Source organism: Rhodococcus wratislaviensis (genome assembly GCF_041228765.1).
Taxonomy (GTDB): domain Bacteria; phylum Actinomycetota; class Actinomycetes; order Mycobacteriales; family Mycobacteriaceae; genus Rhodococcus_F; species Rhodococcus_F wratislaviensis.
In genome coordinates this window covers 809,473-827,768 of sequence record NZ_CP150488.1, presented here as the reverse complement: position 1 = coordinate 827,768, position 18,296 = coordinate 809,473, and the positions used below count along the sequence as shown (strand labels likewise).

The 18,296-nt window shown below is 67.7% G+C and carries 18 protein-coding genes and 1 tRNA gene; 13 read left to right on the top strand and 6 right to left on the bottom strand.

All coding sequences use genetic code 11. The annotated features are described in order from the left end of the window. Positions 1 to 161 precede the first annotated feature (161 nt). The 5 genes from WKC72_RS03775 (at position 162) to WKC72_RS03755 (ending at position 2,812) form a co-directional block, all read left to right on the top strand. Positions 162 to 247, top strand: a tRNA-Leu gene (locus WKC72_RS03775). Between the two features lie 279 nt (positions 248 to 526). After that, positions 527 to 922: a DUF6292 family protein gene (locus WKC72_RS03770; RefSeq protein WP_037235010.1), complete on the top strand. Its 396-nt coding sequence runs from the start codon at positions 527 to 529 to the stop codon at positions 920 to 922. Between the two features lie 54 nt (positions 923 to 976). Continuing rightward, entirely contained in the window at positions 977 to 1,630 is a 654-nt protein-coding gene (locus tag WKC72_RS03765; RefSeq protein WP_370181792.1) for a hypothetical protein, read from the top strand. After that, positions 1,627 to 2,088 carry an RDD family protein gene (locus tag WKC72_RS03760; protein ID WP_370181791.1) on the top strand — a complete coding sequence of 154 codons (462 nt, stop codon included), beginning with the start codon at positions 1,627 to 1,629 and terminating at the stop codon, positions 2,086 to 2,088. Before WKC72_RS03765 ends, WKC72_RS03760 begins: the two co-directional genes overlap by 4 nt. Before the next feature lie 40 nt (positions 2,089 to 2,128). Continuing rightward, positions 2,129 to 2,812, top strand: coding sequence for a helix-turn-helix domain-containing protein (locus WKC72_RS03755; RefSeq protein WP_370181790.1), 684 nt, complete (start codon positions 2,129 to 2,131; stop codon positions 2,810 to 2,812). Here WKC72_RS03755 and WKC72_RS03750 read toward each other — a convergent pair. Next, positions 2,802 to 3,197 (bottom strand): VOC family protein, encoded by a 396-nt coding sequence (locus WKC72_RS03750; protein ID WP_037235018.1) that lies wholly within the window; start codon positions 3,195 to 3,197, stop codon positions 2,802 to 2,804. The genes WKC72_RS03755 and WKC72_RS03750 overlap by 11 nt on opposite strands. Positions 3,198 to 3,308: 111 nt before the next feature. Here WKC72_RS03750 and WKC72_RS03745 point away from each other — a divergent pair, with 111 nt between their 5' ends. Continuing rightward, positions 3,309 to 3,704 (top strand): SRPBCC family protein, encoded by a 396-nt coding sequence (locus WKC72_RS03745; protein ID WP_037235046.1) that lies wholly within the window; start codon positions 3,309 to 3,311, stop codon positions 3,702 to 3,704. 290 nt (positions 3,705 to 3,994) lie between these two features. On the opposite strand, the gene WKC72_RS03740 is transcribed toward WKC72_RS03745, so the two are convergent. From WKC72_RS03740 to WKC72_RS03725, 4 genes are all read right to left on the bottom strand, one after another. After that, a complete protein-coding gene (locus tag WKC72_RS03740) occupies positions 3,995 to 4,771 on the bottom strand; it encodes a hypothetical protein (protein ID WP_370181789.1) in 777 nt (258 codons plus the stop codon). Continuing rightward, positions 4,768 to 5,436 carry a hypothetical protein gene (locus tag WKC72_RS03735; RefSeq protein WP_370181788.1) on the bottom strand — a complete coding sequence of 223 codons (669 nt, stop codon included), beginning with the start codon at positions 5,434 to 5,436 and terminating at the stop codon, positions 4,768 to 4,770. Before WKC72_RS03735 ends, WKC72_RS03740 begins: the two co-directional genes overlap by 4 nt. A gap of 71 nt (positions 5,437 to 5,507) precedes the next feature. Then, on the bottom strand, positions 5,508 to 6,080 hold the full coding sequence (locus WKC72_RS03730; protein ID WP_370181787.1) for a hypothetical protein: 573 nt from the start codon (positions 6,078 to 6,080) through the stop codon (positions 5,508 to 5,510). A 571-nt stretch (positions 6,081 to 6,651) separates the two neighbouring features. Then, a complete protein-coding gene (locus WKC72_RS03725; RefSeq protein ID WP_370181785.1) occupies positions 6,652 to 7,674 on the bottom strand; it encodes an FAD-dependent oxidoreductase in 1,023 nt (340 codons plus the stop codon). Between the two features lie 54 nt (positions 7,675 to 7,728). Between WKC72_RS03725 and WKC72_RS03720 the strand changes: the two genes are divergently transcribed. From WKC72_RS03720 to WKC72_RS03700, 5 genes are all read left to right on the top strand, one after another. Then, a complete protein-coding gene (locus WKC72_RS03720; RefSeq protein WP_037240392.1) occupies positions 7,729 to 8,277 on the top strand; it encodes a TetR/AcrR family transcriptional regulator in 549 nt (182 codons plus the stop codon). A gap of 306 nt (positions 8,278 to 8,583) precedes the next feature. Further along, positions 8,584 to 13,182, top strand: coding sequence for a glutamate synthase large subunit (gltB, locus tag WKC72_RS03715; RefSeq protein ID WP_037240391.1), 4,599 nt, complete (start codon positions 8,584 to 8,586; stop codon positions 13,180 to 13,182). After that, positions 13,175 to 14,626 (top strand): glutamate synthase subunit beta, encoded by a 1,452-nt coding sequence (locus tag WKC72_RS03710; RefSeq protein ID WP_037240390.1) that lies wholly within the window; start codon positions 13,175 to 13,177, stop codon positions 14,624 to 14,626. Before gltB ends, WKC72_RS03710 begins: the two co-directional genes overlap by 8 nt. Positions 14,627 to 14,807: 181 nt before the next feature. Further along, positions 14,808 to 15,722 (top strand): cutinase family protein, encoded by a 915-nt coding sequence (locus WKC72_RS03705; RefSeq protein ID WP_128640496.1) that lies wholly within the window; start codon positions 14,808 to 14,810, stop codon positions 15,720 to 15,722. 22 nt (positions 15,723 to 15,744) lie between these two features. After that, positions 15,745 to 16,194 carry a thioesterase family protein gene (locus tag WKC72_RS03700; protein ID WP_128640495.1) on the top strand — a complete coding sequence of 150 codons (450 nt, stop codon included), beginning with the start codon at positions 15,745 to 15,747 and terminating at the stop codon, positions 16,192 to 16,194. 32 nt (positions 16,195 to 16,226) lie between these two features. Here WKC72_RS03700 and WKC72_RS03695 read toward each other — a convergent pair whose 3' ends face one another. Further along, positions 16,227 to 16,892, bottom strand: coding sequence for a TetR/AcrR family transcriptional regulator (locus WKC72_RS03695; RefSeq protein ID WP_037240389.1), 666 nt, complete (start codon positions 16,890 to 16,892; stop codon positions 16,227 to 16,229). A 116-nt stretch (positions 16,893 to 17,008) separates the two neighbouring features. On the opposite strand from WKC72_RS03695, the gene WKC72_RS03690 reads away from it, so the two are divergent. Continuing rightward, complete coding sequence (locus tag WKC72_RS03690) at positions 17,009 to 17,452, top strand: hypothetical protein (protein ID WP_037240388.1); 444 nt, start codon at positions 17,009 to 17,011, stop codon at positions 17,450 to 17,452. A 1-nt stretch (position 17,453) separates the two neighbouring features. Further along, positions 17,454 to 18,293 carry an SDR family oxidoreductase gene (locus WKC72_RS03685; RefSeq protein WP_112300332.1) on the top strand — a complete coding sequence of 280 codons (840 nt, stop codon included), beginning with the start codon at positions 17,454 to 17,456 and terminating at the stop codon, positions 18,291 to 18,293. Positions 18,294 to 18,296 lie beyond the last annotated feature (3 nt).

The following is an 18,296-nucleotide window of genomic DNA, read 5'->3' as shown; positions in this document are numbered from 1 at the left end:
TGTATCCCACGGTACTGTCATTGCCTCGAGCCACGACGCGGGTCTACGCCATTGCATGATATCGGTCTTTGCCTGGACGGGTGTTTTTGTGGCCTTTTCGGGTCCTGACCTGTACGAATCGTAATTTCTGGCGACCTCGTGTTAATGTTTCCGGGTCGCTCGGGCGAGTGGCGGAATGGCAGACGCGCTGGCTTCAGGTGCCAGTGTCCTTCGGGACGTGGGGGTTCAAGTCCCCCTTCGCCCACCACCAGCGATTCTCCGGAATCGCGACATCGAGGCCACGAACTCCACGAGTTCGTGGCCTTTGTGTTTCCCCCGCAAGAGCGGGGGTGATGCATCCCCACCCCAGGGTGGCTACCGGGCGCCCCGCCTCGGCCCGACGATGGAGTAGAAGCCTCGTCGCGAACCTCCAGCCCTTCCGGACCCGAACCCGTCCTCCCGGCGGTCCGTGACGAATGACTCGAGTGTGAACCTGCCGTCCGGCTTCTTCCGCTGGGTTTCTGCGAACGTCGAGAGTGGGTTGTGTATGAGCATCAGCCAGGTCCGGGCCACCAGCTCGGCGAATGTCGGTGAGTATGTCGGTTCCGTCGCGACGACGGTGGGCGCCCTGTCGGTCGACTGGTGGTGCACCCCCGCGTTCGACGCGGTCGTGACACTGTCCAGCGAGATTCCCTACTACCGCGGACGGAAGGCCGTTCTGGCCTGGAACCGCCACTTCGGGTGGTCGCTCGGAGTCCACGGACTCACCCAGGGGAACGTGCTGGTGGTCGAGGGACTCGGATTGGGACCGGCACCGGACCCCGCGCACTGCTCGGATCGGGTCGCCGAGTTGCTCACCGAACTTGCCGACTGGGCGCCTCGTCCGGCGTCCGGACAGCCCGCCCCACGAATCGTGCACGGCCCCGGCGCACCCCGCGGGTGACCCAGATATCGGGAACCCCTGCGTCCCCGCCGTCGACCGGCTTGGATATCGAGTATGGACGGCAGGAGAGCCCCTGATCCGCTGCGTCTCGCGGCCGGCGTCGCCGCGACAGCCGGCGGTGCATTGCAGCGTGTGATCGGATTCGGCGTCGACACGGCGCGACTCCTCCCCGGAGTCGACCCGCTGCTGGTCACCCTCGAGGAACGCGGCACCCAGACACTCCGCAGCGCCGACGAACTCGCGGACCGGGTGCTGCACGCGGTGCTGCGGAGGGTCGTGCAGGTCGCTCTTCAGGAGGTGGACCTCACCGCGATCGTGCGGGATCACGTCGACCTGGACGAGGTCGCCGAGGGCATCGACATCCAGCGCATCATCGACCGGGTGGACGTGGACGCGATCGCCGCCCGGGTGAACATCCCGCTGATTCTCGATCGTGTGGATATCGACGCCGTCGCCGCCCGGGTCGACGTGGACGCGATCGTCGACCGCGTCGACGTGGATTCCGTCATCGGGCGTGTCGACCTGGTGGTGCTCGCCGACACCGTGATCGAGGGCGTCGACCTGCCGCGCATCATCCGCGAGTCGACCGACTCGATGTCGAACGAGGCGGTCCGCGGGGTGCGGACCCAGGGCATGCAGGCCGACGACGCCGTCGCCGGATTCGTGGGCAAGTTTTTCGGGCGCGGGCACGAACCGGGCGATGCATGAGCACGCCGGCGCATCGTGCAGCCGGGATCGTCACCCGGGGTCTGGCCACCGGCATCGACCTGGCGGTCGTCCTGGCCGTGATGGGCGGCATCTACGTGGGCGTGCTGTTCGTGCGGTTGCTGTTCTCACCACAGGAGTTCTCGTTCCCCGACGCCAATGCCGTGCTGTCGGTGACCATGTTCATCGTCCTGTCGGTGCTGTACCTGACGGTGTGCTGGGCGGTGAGCGGCCGCACCGTCGGCGCCGTGACGATGGGACTGCGGGTGGTCAGCCGCAACGGTGAACTGATCGGCTGGCTGCGCGCCCTTCTCCGGGCGGTGCTGTGCGTGATGTTCGGGTTCGGACTGCTCTGGGCGGCTGTCGACAGCCGGCGCCGGTCCCTTCAGGACATTCTGCTGCGGACCGCCGTCGTCTACGACTGGGAGCCGGATCTGCATGCCGGCGAGCCGGAGATCTGACGCCGCGCCGAGTGTCGTAGCAGCTGCCTAGCATGGGGTCATGTACACGGAGCGGCGGTCGGTGTTCCCCGGCGCTGTGGTGTGGCAGAAGACCGCGCCCGCGGGTGCGGCCGCCATCCTGCCCGACGGCTGCATGGACCTCATCTGGATGAACGGTGACGTCGTCGTGGCCGGCCCCGACTCGCGGCCGTATCTCACCCGCAGCCGCGAGGGCGACCGCTACGTCGGATTGCGTTGTTCCCCAGGAACTCTTCCGGATCTCCTGGGTACGCCGGCAGAGGAGCTGACCAATCTTCGGGTGCCACTCGCCGAGGTCCTGAGCGACCGCGCCACCACAAAGTTCCTCGGCAGGATCGCCGACGACGCCGACCCCGGCAGGGCACTCGAGGAGTTCGCGCGGTCTCGGCGGCTCCTCGGGCCGCCACCGGACCGCCGGATCCCCGTGATCGTCCGACTTCTGGAGCAGCAGGCGTCCGTCCGTGAGGTCGCGGACCGGATCGGTGTCGGCGAACGGCAACTGCACCGCCTGTGCCGACGGCAATTCGGTTACGGGCCGAAGATGCTGGCCCGGATCCTTCGGTTGCAGTCGGCGCTGGGGCTGGCGGGTTCGTCCATTCCCGCAGCTCAGGCGGCCGGCATGGCCGGGTTCGCCGATCAGGCCCATCTGATCCGTGAGGCGCACGAGTTGACCGGCCGCACGTTCGGTCAGCTGGTTACGGCGTGAGCGCGGCGAACAGGTCGACGGGGTTGCCGTCGGGATCGTCGACGGTGGCGTAGCGCTGCCCCCACGGTGCGTCCCACGGCTTCTTCCGACCGTTGTAGCCGTCGCCCGTGATCTCGTCGAAGAGCGTGTCGACGTCGGCGGCGGTTCCGCAATCGAAGGCGAGTGCGGTGCGATGCCCGCCTGTGGGTTCGGCCCAGTCGGGTGTGAACGAGCGGATGGTTTCGACCGTGTCCCACAGCAGGCGGATCCCACCGGGAAACTCGAATTCGACGTGCGGCGCCTGATCGGCGTCGGCGGGAATGTCGAGTCCGAGCCGCCGGTAGAACGCGAGCGACGTGGGCAGGTCGTGGACGACCAGTTCGATGGCACTGAATGTTGCGGTCATACCGAGAACGCTAACGACCTCAGACCGACCCGCATTGAAGGTTTCGGACATCGAGCACCGGAGTCCGATTTCTTCAATCATCCGGGCGCTGCGGCAGGGATGCTGGGAGTCATGACCACCGAATCAACCCATGTCAGTGTGTTCATCGCTCGGACCGCCGCCGATGTCTACTCCTACGCGAGCGACCCCGCCAACCTCCCGGCCTGGGCGGCGGGCCTGAGCACCAACATCACCCGGGACGGCGACCGCTGGCTCGCAGACTCCCCGATGGGGCAGGTCGCCGTGGCCTTCGCACCCGCCAACGACTACGGCGTCCTCGACCACGACGTCACCCTCCCCAGCGGCGACACCGTCTACAACCCCGTCCGCGTCATCCCCGACGGCGACCACAGCGAAGTCATCTTCACCATCCGGCGACGCGACGGCGTCACCGCCGAAGAATTCGCGCAGGACGCGGCAGCCGTCAACGCCGACCTGCAGCGGTTGAAGGGGTTGCTGGAGGGGTGAGGGCTGTTCGCGAGTCCGTCGCGTTTGCACACCGATTGGTCAAACGCGCATGCAATTGCGTGTGAAGCTGACCAAAATGTGTGCGGATGTGGTGACTGCGCTCAGCTACTGCCGCTCGACGTCAGGGACGGCCTCCTGCCGCACATCTGCACACCGAGTAACTAAAACTTGCGCGAATGTGAGTGGCCTTGATGTGCCCCTCCGGTTGGAACGGTATTCCGCTATTCGTACCGAAGTGCGGCAGTGAGAATAGTGGCGATAAAACCGGAAGGGTACTGGACGTGCCCCGCTCAGACCCGTTCCGGACGACCTTCGGCCACGGCTGACGCCGCCGCGGACACCCGCTCGTACGCGGCCCGGGTGTCCGGTGCCAGCCGGCTGTGATCGATGACGATCCCCATGCCCAGATGTTCGTCGTAGGGGATGGTCTCGATGCCCCACACCTGTCCGCCCAGGTACTCGCGGAGGAGGTCGACGTCCACCTGCCAGCCGGTGGCGTCCTGATTCGACACGGTGACGACGGTGCGGGCGAGCCCGGGTGCGCCGAGCGTGTCACCGATCGACTGCAACGCGGAGCGTAGGCGGTTGAACGCGTCCGCCCGGCACGGCACGACGAGGACGATGGGCGACGGAGTGGCCAGCAGCGGCGCGAGGTATGCGGCTCGCAACCGGTGACCGAGGTCGTGGACGGCACTCACCCCCCGGGCGCGGAGTGACCCTGTGACAGTGTGGAATTCACGTTCCGATGCGGTCTGATTCCCGATGCGGTTCAGGATGCGGGTCCCGGCGCTCGTGCGGGAGCAGTACCCGTCGAAGACGTCGTCGGCGACGGGGCCGGCGGCCGCGGATGCCACCAGTTGCTCGAGGCCGCTCACGGAGAGCACGGCGTCGGCGCCGCGCTCGGCGACGTCGCCGCCGGCGGGTGTTGCGTCGAGGGCCACGACCGCGCCGCCGCGAGCGGCCGCGGTGTTGGCGAGCCCGAGCGTCGTCGTGGTGGCGCCTGCTCCTCCGCATGCCCCGAGGACGAGGGTCGACACCGGAAGTGCTTGCAGTAGTGGGTCGGTCACTTGGCGTCTCCAATGGATGTGATGTACGTGCGGCCGTCGCGGTCCGCGGTGGTTACGACCTGCTCGTACTTCTTCGTCGACCGGTCCGGTCGCAGTTCCGACAGCGTCACCGCGTAGCGGCCGGGTTCGGTTTCGGTGATGGCGAGGCAGTGCTCGGTGCCCTCGGGCACGGAGTCGATGCCGCCCTGGATCGTCTCGGCGGACCCCAGCGGCGCATCGGGGGCGACCACCTCGCGGGCCTTCGCGCCGCTCCGTGCGACGTAATAGGCGTGGTCGAATGCCAGGATCGCGGTGACGCCGTCGGAGGTGCCGCCGGGACCGTTGCCGACAACCGTCGAGCCGTCGCGGGATTCGACGCACCAGCCCGAATCGGCAGCGGCGACGGGGGTTCCGCTCGCATCGCCGGACGTCGAGGCGAACACGGCGACCACACCGGCGATGACGGCGGTCACCGCAGCGGCGGCGCCGGCGACGACGAGTCTCTGATTACCGCGAACAGGTGGTGCAGGATCGGGCTCATCGTCCGCGGTCAGCCACGTCGGAGCCGGGGGTTGCTGTTCGGGTTCCGCGGCGGGAACCGTCGACCCCGGTACCGCGGCCGATGCGAAGGGCGGGAACCAGTGCGAGAAGCGGTCGAGGGGTGCCCTGTTCGGCGGTTCTGTCACAGTTGAATCCTCCACACCTCATTCCCTCGCGCGGAGCCGACCCCTGGCGGGCTCCGCGCGAGGAAATCGGATCACACGTGCAGCGTCGCCTGGCTGCGCACGTTCACGCCGCCGATCGTGGTGGCCGCCGGACCGCTGTCGGTGGACTGCAGCTGCGGCAGTTGCGGTGCGGGCAGAGACGCGATCGTCCGAACCAGTTCCCCGAAGGCCGGGTACCGGTCGGCCGCATCCGTGATCGCGGCGGCGACGGGTGTGACGTCGACGGGCGCAGACCAATTGGTCGGGTGCTCGGCGTTGGAGTCGGCCGAGAACGCGGAGACGGTGGCCGCCGTCGGCGAGGACGGGTCCACGGCGATGCCCGCGGTTCCGGTGGCGTCACCGACGCGCCAGCCGATGGTGCCGACGTAGCCCTCGGGGTTGCCGTACTGGCGTCCGTTGACGGCCACCGGCACCGCACCGACCAGCGTGTCGACGGCCGCATTGACCTCGACGACCGGCTTCGGCACCGGAAGTACGGGGGCGACGGGTGCCTGATGTGCCTTCGGCATGTCGTCGGGGTCGATCCACACGGTCGCCGGCTGGGCCGCCGGTGCCTCGACGACTCCCTCGGCGGCGGGCGCTGCCAGGTCGGGAGCAGCAGGCACGACCGTCTCGGCACCCGGCACCGCCAGCGGAGCCTGCGGGGGAGCGGGCGTCGTCGCGGCCGGAACGGCCGGGTCGGTGACGCACGGCTGGGACGTGGTGGGCGGCGTCGTCGGGACCGGTCACGCCGGGCTGCGACGTGGTGGGCGCAGCCGAGGGGTCGGTGACGCCCGGCTGCGACGTGGACGGCGGGGCGGTCGGAGCGGCGTGTGCCGTCGCGGCGCCGAGCAGTGCGGCGGCGGATACCGAAATCGCGGCTGCCAGAGCGTGCATGCGGATTCTCAAGTCTGTGACTCCTGAAGTCGAACGGGCATGGTGATCGAACGGACTGGTGCTGACGAAGCAAACGCAAGAGTGGTGCAGATCAGAGGCACCGGAAGAGGGAAGCGAGCACAGCAGAATGCGTCCACCGACCAGGTGGATGTGTTGTTTCCCCGATGAGATACGTCCGTGCTGCCGGCGCACTGCCGCAGCCGTCGTCCACCGCCCCCATGACCGCCCCCGGTTCTTTCTCGTCCCCCTACCGCGGCAAAGTACCAGACGGGCAAGCGTTCCCGCGCCCCCGCAGTCCGGTCAGGCCAGGCTCGCGGCCAGCTTCACCGACAGATCGCGCAGCGGATGGAGACGGCCGGTCATCGCGACGGAGGACATGGCTCGGGATCCACGCACCAGTCGCCGCGTCGCGGGCCGCCGTGCGCGGTCGTACCGGTGCAGCGCGGTGTGAATGTCGGTGTCGGCGGTGAGGAATCGGCCGAGCGCGACGGCGTCGACGAGGGCCTCGCAGGCGCCCCGACCGAGGTTCGGCGCCATTGCGTGGGCCGCATCACCGAGCAGGGCCGCGTTGCCCGACACGTACGACGGCAGCGGGGGCGACTCGTACAGGTCGTGGTGGAGCATCGCGTCGGGGGTGGCGGCATCCAGTACTGCCCGGACGTCGGCGTGCCAGTTCCCGAACCGCGACCGGAGGTAGTCGAGGCCGCCGGGGTGTCCGGCGTCGGTGCGGACGCACGCGAACCAGTTGACGAGATCGCCATCGCGCGGGGTGATGCCGAAAAGTGCGTCCGTGTCCCAGGTTTCGCTGACGGTGTCCCGATGTCCGGGCACCCACCCGCGCCAGGCGGTCGCGCCTACGTACCGCGGCTCGAACTTCTCGCCGAACAGTTGACGGCGGGTCGGGCTGCGCAGGCCGTCCGCGCCGATCACGACGTCGTGGTCCGTCAGCGCGTCGAGGGCGGGTGCCGGTGTGCCGAACGAGATCGTGCCGTCCGGCAGGGCCTCGGCCAGTGTGGCCAGCAGGGCGGGCCGCGACAGCAGGTAGGCGGTTCGGTTGCGGTTGTCGATGGTGCCGATCACGGATCCGTCGGGCCGCAGGAGCGAACCGCGGTGCTGGGGTGATCCCAGCGCGCGCACCCGATCACCTGCGCCGATCGCGTCCAGCGCCTCGAGGGCCTGCGGCCACATGCCGAGCGCGGTGCCCGACGTGGGCAGGGTCTCGGCACGCTCGAAGACCTCGACGTGCCAGCCGGCGCGGGACAGGTAGCGGGCGACGGCGAGTCCACCGATGCCGCCGCCGAGGACTGCTGCGGAGTGCGTCATGCTCGCCACCCTACTACGGATGTAGTGAATTTACTACCGTTGTAGTGTCGGGGCATGGCAGACAAACGGGAGCAGGTGCTCGACGCGGCCATCGCCCTGCTCGGCACGAGAGGGGTCCGGGCTCTCACGCATCGCGGCGTCGACGAACTGGTCGGAATGCCGCAAGGGTCCACGTCCAACTACTTCCGCAGCCGGGGCGCGCTGCTCGAGGGGATCGTCACACGGCTCGTCGAACGTGACCGCGAGGACTGGCAGAAGTTCGCGCACCTCCGGCCCGCCGGCACGGATGCGCTGGTCGAGGCGCTGGTGGCCTTCGTGACTTTCTCCACTGGTCCGGACCGCGTGCGCACGAGTGCCCGCTACGCGCTCTTCGTCGAGGCGTCCGTGACACCGGGCTTGGACGCGAAGATCGGGTCGGCGCGCCGAGCGCTCGTAGAATGGGGCGCGGACATGCTGGCCCTCGTGGGTTCGAGGAATCCGGCTTCCGACGCAGTGGTGATCACCGACTACCTGGACGGTGTAATCCTTCATCAACTCACCGTCCCGGATCCCGATTTCGATCCGACTGCGGGAATTACAGCGGTGCTCGGCGCTCTCACTTAACATGTACTCAGTGCAGTCGGACGAGGTCCGCCCTCGACAATGCCCAGTTCAGAGGGTAAATAGGCCAACCTAAGTTGTGTTTCGTCGGGGGTTCTGAATTATCGTTTTCGTTACACGTTGGACCCACGAAAGTCCGACCCGACCGAAAAGCCACGTCGCCCGGTGCGAGGACCACACCCAGCGTGCTGCAAAAGGGCGATAGCCGATCGGTGGTGCCGATCACGTCGTGACGGCACCTGCTTTGCAAGTTGATGGCCATCAGCGCTGCTGGTCGTCGGTGCATCTTTTGGCATACGAAGGCTAGGTATGAAGCAACTTCCAGGCCCCCAGGGGCTGTATCACCCGTCGAACGAGCACGATTCCTGTGGTGTCGCGTTCGTCGTGGACATGAAGGGCCGCCGCAGCAGGGACATCGTCGAGAAGGCGATCACCGCGCTGGTGAACCTCGAGCACCGTGGTGCCGCAGGCTCCGAACCCAACACGGGTGACGGCGCCGGCATCCTCCTCCAGGTCCCGGACAAGTTCTTCCGCGCCGTGGTCGACTTCCCGCTGCCCGCGGAAGGCACGTACGCCACCGGCATCGCGTTCCTGCCGCAGAGCAAGGCCGACGCGCAGCGCGCAGCCGACGCCGTCGAGAAGATCGTCGAGAGCGAGGGCCTGAAGGTCCTCGGCTGGCGTGAGGTCGCGACCGACGACTCGTCGCTCGGCGCCCTGGCCCGCGACGCCATGCCGACGTTCCGGCAGATCTTCATCGGCAGCGAGAACGACGCCCTCACCGGACTCGACCTCGAGCGTCGCGCCTACGTGGTCCGTAAGCGCACCGAGCACGAGCTGGGCAGCGAAGGCGCCGGCAAGGACGGCCCCGGCCGCGAGACCGTGTACTTCCCGAGCCTGTCGAGCCAGACGTTCGTCTACAAGGGCATGCTGACCACCCCGCAGCTCAAGGGTTTCTACCTGGACCTGCAGGACGAGCGCGTCGAGTCGGCCCTCGGCCTCGTGCACTCGCGCTTCTCCACCAACACGTTCCCGTCGTGGCCGCTGGCCCACCCGTTCCGGCGGGTTGCCCACAACGGTGAGATCAACACCGTCACCGGCAACGAGAACTGGATGCGTGCCCGTGAGGCGCTCATCGACAGCGACATCTTCGGCGGCCGCGAGCAGCTCGAGAAGATCTTCCCGGTCTGTACGAACGGCGCGAGCGACACCGCGCGGTTCGACGAGGTGCTCGAGATGCTGCACCTCGGTGGCCGCAGCCTGCCGCACGCCGTGCTGATGATGATCCCGGAAGCCTGGGAGCGTCACGAGAGCATGGACCCCGCACGCCGGGCGTTCTACCAGTACCACTCGTCGCTCATGGAGCCGTGGGACGGACCGGCGTCGGTGTGCTTCACCGACGGCACCGTCATCGGCGCCGTCCTGGACCGCAACGGGCTGCGTCCCTCGCGTCTCTGGGTGACCGACGACGGCCTCGTCGTCATGGCCTCCGAGGTCGGCGTCCTGCCGATCGACCCCGCCACCGTCGTGAAGAAGATCCGGCTGCAGCCCGGCCGCATGTTCCTCGTCGACACCGCCGAGGGTCGCATCATCAGCGACGACGAGATCAAGTCGGAACTGGCCGCCGAGCACCCCTACCAGGAGTGGCTCGATCAGGGTCTGACCCACATGGACGACCTGCCGGACCGCCCGTACACCTACATGTCGCACGAGCGTGTCGTTCTGCGTCAGCAGATGTTCGGGTACACCAACGAAGAGGTCAACCTCCTCGTCAAGCCGATGGCGCTCTCCGGCGCCGAGGCCCTCGGCTCCATGGGTACGGACACCCCGATCGCCGTGCTGTCCTCCCGGTCGCGGATGCTGTTCGACTACTTCTCGCAGCTGTTCGCGCAGGTCACGAACCCGCCGCTCGACGCCATCCGCGAGGAGGTCGTCACCAGCCTCGGCGGCACCATCGGCCCCGAGCACGACCTGCTGCACCCCACCGCAGAGTCCTGCCGGCAGATCTTCCTGCCGCAGCCGATCCTGCACAACGACGACCTGTCGAAGCTCATTCACGTCAACGACGACGGTGAATTCCCGAACTTCCGCAGCGTCATCGTCCGCGGTCTGTACCCGGTGGCCGAGGGCGGAGCGGGTCTGCGCAAGGCCCTCGACGACGTCCGCTACCAGGTGTCGGAGGCCATCGCCGGCGGTGCGCGCCTCGTCGTCCTGTCCGACCGCGAGTCGAACGAGACGTACGCGCCCATCCCGTCGCTGCTGCTGACGTCGGCCGTGCACCACCACCTGGTGCGGGAGAAGACCCGCACCAAGGTCGGCCTCATCGTCGAGGCCGGCGACGCCCGCGAGGTGCACCACATGGCGCTCCTCATCGGGTTCGGTGCGGCAGCGGTCAACCCGTACATGGCATTCGAGACCGTCGACGAGGCGGTGCAGAACAACGAACTGCAGGGCGTCACCCTCGACAAGGCCATCCAGAACTACATCAAGGCCGCGGGCAAGGGTGTGCTCAAGGTGATGTCCAAGATGGGCATCTCCACCCTCGCGTCCTACACCGGCGCCCAGCTGTTCCAGGTCATCGGCCTGTCGCAGGAACTGGTCGACGAATACTTCACCGGCTTGCAGTCGAGCCTCGGCGGCATCGGTCTCGACGAGATCGCCGCCGACGTCGCGGTCCGCCACTCCAACGCGTACCTGGACCGCCCCGAGGAGCGCGCGCACCGCGAGCTCGAGGTGGGCGGCGAGTACCAGTGGCGTCGTGAGGGCGAGTACCACCTGTTCAACCCGGACACCGTGTTCAAGCTGCAGCACTCCACGCGCACCGGGCAGTACGAGGTGTTCAAGGAGTACACGAAGCTGGTCGACGACCAGTCCGAGCGCCTCGCAGCGTTGCGCGGCCTCTTCGAGTTCAAGAAGGGCGTCCGCGAGCCCGTCCCGCTGGACGAGGTCGAGCCCGCCACCGAGATCGTCAAGCGCTTCTCGACGGGTGCGATGAGCTACGGCTCCATCTCCGCCGAGGCGCACGAGACCCTCGCCATCGCCATGAACCGCCTCGGCGGTCGGTCCAACTCCGGTGAGGGCGGCGAGAGCCCGGCCCGCTTCACCCCGGACGAGAACGGCGACTGGCGGCGGTCCGCGATCAAGCAGGTCGCGTCGGGACGCTTCGGTGTCACGTCGCACTACCTGACCAACTGCACCGACATCCAGATCAAGATGGCGCAGGGAGCGAAGCCCGGTGAGGGCGGCCAGCTGCCGGCGCACAAGGTGTACCCGTGGGTGGCCGAGGTCCGGCACTCCACGCCCGGCGTCGGGCTGATCTCGCCGCCGCCGCACCACGACATCTACTCGATCGAGGATCTCGCGCAGCTGATCCACGACCTGAAGAACGCCAACCCGCAGGCCCGGATCCACGTGAAGCTGGTGTCCGAGGTCGGTGTCGGCACCGTCGCCGCCGGTGTGTCCAAGGCACACGCGGACGTCGTGCTGATCTCCGGTCACGACGGTGGCACCGGCGCCACCCCGCTGACGTCGATGAAGCACGCGGGCGCCCCGTGGGAGCTCGGCCTCGCCGAGACCCAGCAGACGCTGCTGCTCAACGGTCTGCGCGACCGCATCGTCGTGCAGGTCGACGGCCAGCTCAAGACGGGCCGCGACGTCATGGTCGCCGCGCTGCTCGGTGGCGAGGAGTTCGGTTTCGCGACCGCTCCGCTGGTGGTGTCGGGCTGCATCATGATGCGGGTCTGCCACCTCGACACCTGCCCCGTGGGTGTCGCCACGCAGAACCCGGTTCTGCGCAAGCGATTCAACGGTAAGCCGGAGTTCGTGGAGAACTTCTTCCTCTTCATCGCCGAAGAGGTGCGCGAACTCCTCGCCGAGCTGGGCTTCCGCACCCTCGACGAGGCCGTCGGACAGGTCGACGTCCTCGACACCACGAAGGCGCTCGAGCACTGGAAGGGCAGCAAGGCCGGCAATCTCGACCTGTCGCCGATCCTGCACGAGACCGAGTCGGCGTTCATGGACCAGGACCTGTACTGCACGGGCACCCAGGACCACGGCCTCGACAAGGCGCTCGACCAGCAGCTGATCGTCCAGAGCCGCAACGCTCTCGACAAGGGCCAGAAGGTCACGTTCGAGTCGCCGATCACCAACGTCAACCGCACGGTCGGCACCATGCTCGGCCATGAGGTGACGAAGGCGTACGGCGGCGAGGGCCTGCCGGACAACACGATCGACATCACGTTCACCGGTTCGGCCGGTAACAGCTTCGGTGCGTTCGTCCCCAAGGGCATGACCCTGCGCCTGCACGGCGATGCCAACGACTTCGTCGGCAAGGGTCTGTCCGGTGGACGCCTCGTGGTGCGCCCGCCGCTGGAGACCGCGCCCGGCTTCGTCGCCGAGGACAACATCATCGGCGGCAACGTGATCCTGTTCGGTGCCACGAGCGGTGAGGCTTTGCTCCGCGGTGTCGTGGGCGAGCGATTCGCGGTCCGTAACTCCGGCGCCACCGCGGTGGTCGAGGGAGTCGGCGACCACGGTTGCGAGTACATGACCGGCGGAAAGGTCGTCATCCTCGGTGCGACGGGACGCAACTTCGGTGCCGGCATGTCCGGTGGCGTCGCGTACGTCTACAACCCGGACAAGGTGTTCGAGGACAACCTCAACACGGAACTGGTGGATCTCGAGGACCTGACGGGTGACGACTTCACCTGGCTGAAGGCCGCCATCGAGCGTCACCGCGACGAGACGGGCTCCGAGGTTGCCGCGCGCATCCTGTCCGACTGGTCGCAGCAGGTCAATCATTTCGCGAAGGTGATGCCCCGCGATTACAAGAAGGTGCTCTTGGCCATCGAGGCCGCGAAGAAGGATGGAAAGAACGTGGACGAGGCAGTGATGGAGGCAGCTCGTGGGTGATCCAAGCGGCTTCCTGAAGCACACGTCACGCGAACTTCCGGTTCGCCGGCCGGTGCCGTTGCGCCTGCTCGACTGGAACGAGGTCTACGAGGAGTTCTCGTCGGACACCCTGAAGACTCAGGCCAGCCGGTGCATGGATTGCGGTATCCCGTTCTGCCACAACGGCTGTCCGCTGGGGAACCTGATTCCCGAGTGGAACGACCTGGTGTACCGGGACCGGTGGCACGACGGCATCGAGCGTCTGCACGCGACCAACAACTTCCCGGAGTTCACCGGGCGGCTGTGCCCCGCACCCTGTGAGGCGTCGTGCGTCCTGGGCATCAACCAGGACCCCGTCACCATCAAGCAGGTCGAGGTCGAGCTCATCGACCGCGCCTTCGACGAGGGCTGGGTCAAGCCGGTCCACCCGACCCGTTCGACGGGCAAGAAGGTCGCCGTCGTCGGTTCCGGTCCCGCGGGTCTCGCTGCAGCGCAGCAGCTGACGCGTGCCGGGCACATGGTCACGGTGTTCGAGCGGGCCGACCGCATCGGCGGGCTGCTGCGGTACGGCATCCCCGAGTTCAAGATGGAGAAGCGGCACATCGACCGCCGTCTGGACCAGATGAACTCCGAGGGCACCGTCTTCAAGACGGGTGTCAACGTGGGTGTCGACATCACCGCGGACGCACTGCGCGCGCAGTTCGACGCCGTGGTCCTGGCCGGCGGTGCCACCGAGGCCCGCGACCTGCCGATCCCCGGCCGCGAGCTGGACGGCATCCACCAGGCGATGGAGTTCCTGCCGATCGCCAACCGCGTGCAGCTCGGCGACCTGGAGGAGCCGACCATCACCGCGGAGGGCAAGAAGGTCGTCATCATCGGTGGCGGCGACACCGGCGCGGACTGCCTGGGCACCTCGCACCGTCAGGGTGCCGAGAGCGTTCACCAGTTCGAGATCATGCCGAGACCTCCCGAGACCCGCGCCGAGCACACCCCGTGGCCGACGTACCCGCTGATGTACCGGGTCGCGTCCGCACACGAGGAGGGCGGCGAACGTCTCTTCTCCGTGAACACGGAACGGTTCGTCGGTGCCGACGGCAAGGTGACCGCACTGAAGGCCCACGAGGTCGAGATGAAGTCGGGTCGTTTCGAGAAGGTGGAGGGTTCGGACTTCGAGCTCGAGGCCGACCTCGTCCTGCTGGCGATGGGCTTCGTGGGACCCGAGAAGCCGGGCCTGCTCACCGATCTCGGCGTCGACCTCAACGAGCGCGGCAACGTCGCCCGCTCCGCGAAGTGGGCCACCAACGTCGACGGCGTCTTCGTGGCCGGCGACATGGGACGTGGACAGTCGCTGATCGTGTGGGCCATCGCCGAGGGTCGCTCCGCGGCCGCCGCGGTCGATGCGTACCTCGAGGGCGAGTCGGCGCTGCCGTCTCCGATCGAGACCACCACCGCCCCGCAGCGGTAGCTGTAACTGCTCGTACAATCCGCACCCCGGTAGGTTTTCCTACCGGGGTGTCGGTTTATCGTGCGGGGGTCACGTTCGGTCGGTAACGTTCATTTACCGATCGTGCATCTTTAGGTCACGTCGCCCTGGCAGCATCCCGTCTGCAGGACGGCGAAGGGGAGAACAGGTTGAGGCCATGGCAATGAAACGGGTTGTCGCATTTCTGACCGCAGTGGCTGCTGCGGCAGCCATCCCGGTGGTATCGGGAGTAGCGGGCACGAGCGCAGTGGCGAACGCTGACCCCTGCCCGAGTCTGTACGTGGTCGCGATTCCGGGGACGTGGGAAACGTCCACCAAGGACAACGTCAGGCCCACGCCGGGTCTGCTGTCCGCGGTGACGAACGGTCTGCCGTCGTCGATCCGCACCGACTACGTCACGTACGCCGCCACGGCCTTCCCGTGGGAGTCCGAGGTGTACGGGCGCTCGAAGGCGCAGGCGGTCAGTAATGCCAAGGGCATGCTGTCGTCGATGTCGCAGCAGTGCCCCGACACGAAGCTGTCGATCATCGGGTACAGCCAGGGCGCCGACGCCGCAGGTGATCTCGCTGCGGAGATCGGCACCGGCCTCGGTGTCGTCCCCGCCGACAAGATCGCGGCCGTCGGACTCGTCTCCGATCCGCGGCGGTCGCCGACCGATGCCCTCGTCGGCCCTGCCGTCGCCGGTAGCGGTGCCGGCGGTCCCCGCATCGGCGGGTTCGGCTGGGTCAGCCAGAACACCCGCACGTTCTGCGCATACGGTGACCTGTACTGCTCCACGCCGAAGGAAGACTTCGTGACCCGGCTCGCGGGATTCCTCGCGCAGACGTCGGATCCGACGCCGACACTGTTCGGCCGCTACCAGCAGGAAGCGCTCGCGATCTGGAACGACATCCTCGCTGTCGGCGGTGTTCCGGCCCTGATGGCTCAGCTGGACGAGCAGTCCAACGAGAAGCGCATCGACGAACTGGAGCAGTTCTACAAGTCGCAGGCTCACCAGGACTACACCAGCTACGCGGTCGACGGATCGGGTACGGCCGCCACGACGTGGCTGAGGAACTGGTTGCGCGACATCGCGTGAGTTCGGCTGACGGCGGCAGGGGATGATGTCCGACGTGACTGACATCCCTGCCGCTGTCGTCGGCTACGACGCCTTCGTGACCGTTCGGTGGTCCGACATGGACGCCTTCCAGCACATCAACCATGCGCGGATGGTGACGTTGCTCGAGGAGGCCCGGATCGACTGGCTGCTCAGCGAGGGCAGCGAGAACTCGTCGCTCATCACGAGCGCATTCATCGCCGACATCCACGTGAAGTACCGGGGACAGTTGCGCCACTCCGACAGTCCCCTGCGGATCACGATGTGGATCGCCAAGCACCGGGCGGTCGACTTCACGATCGGCTACGAGGTCCGGGGTGCGCGTACCCCGATCACCGATCCGCCCGCCGTCACCGCCACCACTCAGATGGCCGTCGCGGATGTCGATGCCCAGCGGCTACGCCGCATCACCGCCACCGAGCGCGAGTACCTGAGCCGCTGGTCCCGGACGTGAGTGCGAAAGTGTGTTCCCGCACGCTTTCCCACTCACGTGCGGAGGTCGTCGGGGGCCGGTAGGGGGCTGTCGGGGTCGAGGACCGCGCCGCGGCTGCGCATCGTGGTGTCGACCAGCGCCCACGCCCACGCGGCCAGCTGTTCGGTCAGCGCGCCGACGTCGGTGCCGCCCGGACGTTCGATCCACTCCGCGGACACCGACTCGACCATCCCGATCAGCGCATTGGCCAGCGGTGTCGCGGTGGCGGGGGCGCCGAGGGCGTCCAGGTACGGGTGGAGCATGTCGGAGACCGCGGTGCTGATGGCCCGCCGCACCTCTCCGGCCGCGGGGGAGAACGACATCAGGTAGCGGTACAGGTTGGCGTGTTCGGTGACCCAGTCGAGGTGGGTGCGGGCGGCGCGGGTGAGGATCGCGTGCGGTGCGCCGTCGACGGTGATCACGGGCGCGTATTCGAGGAGCATCATCGCCGCGACCCGCCGGGCGACGGCGTTCTTGAGGTCGGTGCTGTCGTCGAAATGCCGGTAGATGCGGGTTCGCGCGACCTTGCCGTAGACGGCCATCGTCGCGACCGACACGTCGGGACCTTCTGCGTCGATGGCGACGAGTGCCCGTTCGACGAACTCCGAGCGCCGCTTCTCGCGTTGGCCGCGCCAACGGGCAGCACGCCCGTCACCGGCGTCTTGCTGGGGTTTCGTCATCGGATTGAATCGTAGTCTTCCCTGTCGGTGGGTTTCCGTATACCGTCGGCAGTATGCGGTACATCGATGTACCACACACTCTCCGCCTCGGACGTCGACACGTTGGGATATCCGTCTTGTCCATTCAGCTCTGCCTGTCCGAGCCCCGCAGTTCCGGGCGTTCGATGATCGGCTTACGAAGCACCACGGTGATCGTCGTTCCGCCCGCGATGGCCCTCGAGTACCTCGGTGATCCGGAGACCGTGCTCGATGCGATCGCGCTGCCGTCCCGTGCCCGGGTCGTCGCATCGGCCCCGGGTCGCCGGCTCGTCGTCGAGGCCGATCACGGCGTGCACGCATCGGTCTGGACGTTCGACGCGCTCAGCCCGGACGAAACGGAGCTCACCGTCGACTTCCGCTACCACTCTCCCGGCAGACCGGCCGGACAACTGCTCGGCGGTGTGGCCGCACCGGTGGTGTGGCAGGCGCTGCGACGCGCACAGGTGACGTTGAAGGACCGGATCGAAACCCTCTACCACGAGCCCGCCGATCCGGCCGGTCTCGACCGAAGGAGAGCATGACGTGGGATTCTCGGCAGCGGGCAAGACGGTCCTGATCACCGGGGCGGCAATGGGGATGGGACGTCTGTTCGCTCGGCTCGCCGCCGCCGAGCACGCGGGCGCGGTGGTGTTGTGGGACATCGACGCCGACGCGCTCGAACGCACGGCGCAGGAACTGCGCGAATCGGGGTGCATCGTCAGCGCACAGGTCGTCGACGTCGCCGACCTCGAATCCGTCCGCACGGCGGCCGCCGAGGTGCGGGGTGCGTTCGGCCGCCCCGACGTGCTCGTCAACAACGCCGGTGTGGTGCGCGGCAAGTACTTCTGGGACCACGACCACGAGTCGGACACGAAATTCGTGATGGACGTCAACACACTCGCCCCGATGTACGTCACCAACGAGTTCCTGCCCGCCATGATCGAGGACCGGGGCCGGGAGTGCCGCATCGTGAACATCGCGTCCGCAGCCGGGACCGTGGCGACGCCGAGGATGGCCGTGTATGCCGCGTCGAAGTGGGCTGCCCTGGGGTGGAGCGATTCGCTGCGACTCGAACTGGTCCAGGCCGGCCACGGGCACGTCAAGGTCACCACCGTGTGCCCGAGCTACATCTCCACCGGCATGTTCGACGGTGTGAAGAACCCCATGTTCGCCCCGATCCTCAGCCCGGAGGACGTCACGGCCCGGTCCTGGCGGGCGATGAAGCAGGGGAGGCCGCTGCTGATGCTGCCGCGGTCGCTGTATCTGTCGCGGGTGGCGAAAGCCGTCCTGCCCGTGCGTGCCTGGGACCGTCTGGCCGACCGGCTCGGTGTGTACCACAGCATGGACGCCTACACCGGCCGGGTGCAGGCCCCGACCCCCTGATGC

Bases quoted from the DNA above. Each gene is read 5' to 3' on its own strand.
- WKC72_RS03770 (WP_037235010.1), top strand. From the start codon at position 527: ATGAGCATCAGCCAGGTCCGGGCCACCAGCTCGGCGAATGTCGGTGAG.
- WKC72_RS03765 (WP_370181792.1), top strand. From the start codon at position 977: ATGGACGGCAGGAGAGCCCCTGATCCGCTGCGTCTCGCGGCCGGCGTC.
- WKC72_RS03760 (WP_370181791.1), top strand. From the start codon at position 1,627: ATGAGCACGCCGGCGCATCGTGCAGCCGGGATCGTCACCCGGGGTCTG.
- WKC72_RS03755 (WP_370181790.1), top strand. From the start codon at position 2,129: ATGTACACGGAGCGGCGGTCGGTGTTCCCCGGCGCTGTGGTGTGGCAG.
- WKC72_RS03750 (WP_037235018.1), bottom strand. From the start codon at position 3,197: ATGACCGCAACATTCAGTGCCATCGAACTGGTCGTCCACGACCTGCCC.
- WKC72_RS03745 (WP_037235046.1), top strand. From the start codon at position 3,309: ATGACCACCGAATCAACCCATGTCAGTGTGTTCATCGCTCGGACCGCC.
- WKC72_RS03725 (WP_370181785.1), bottom strand. From the start codon at position 7,674: ATGACGCACTCCGCAGCAGTCCTCGGCGGCGGCATCGGTGGACTCGCC.
- WKC72_RS03720 (WP_037240392.1), top strand. From the start codon at position 7,729: ATGGCAGACAAACGGGAGCAGGTGCTCGACGCGGCCATCGCCCTGCTC.
- gltB (WP_037240391.1), top strand. From the start codon at position 8,584: ATGAAGCAACTTCCAGGCCCCCAGGGGCTGTATCACCCGTCGAACGAG.
- WKC72_RS03705 (WP_128640496.1), top strand. From the start codon at position 14,808: ATGAAACGGGTTGTCGCATTTCTGACCGCAGTGGCTGCTGCGGCAGCC.
- WKC72_RS03700 (WP_128640495.1), top strand. From the start codon at position 15,745: ATGATGTCCGACGTGACTGACATCCCTGCCGCTGTCGTCGGCTACGAC.
- WKC72_RS03695 (WP_037240389.1), bottom strand. From the start codon at position 16,892: ATGACGAAACCCCAGCAAGACGCCGGTGACGGGCGTGCTGCCCGTTGG.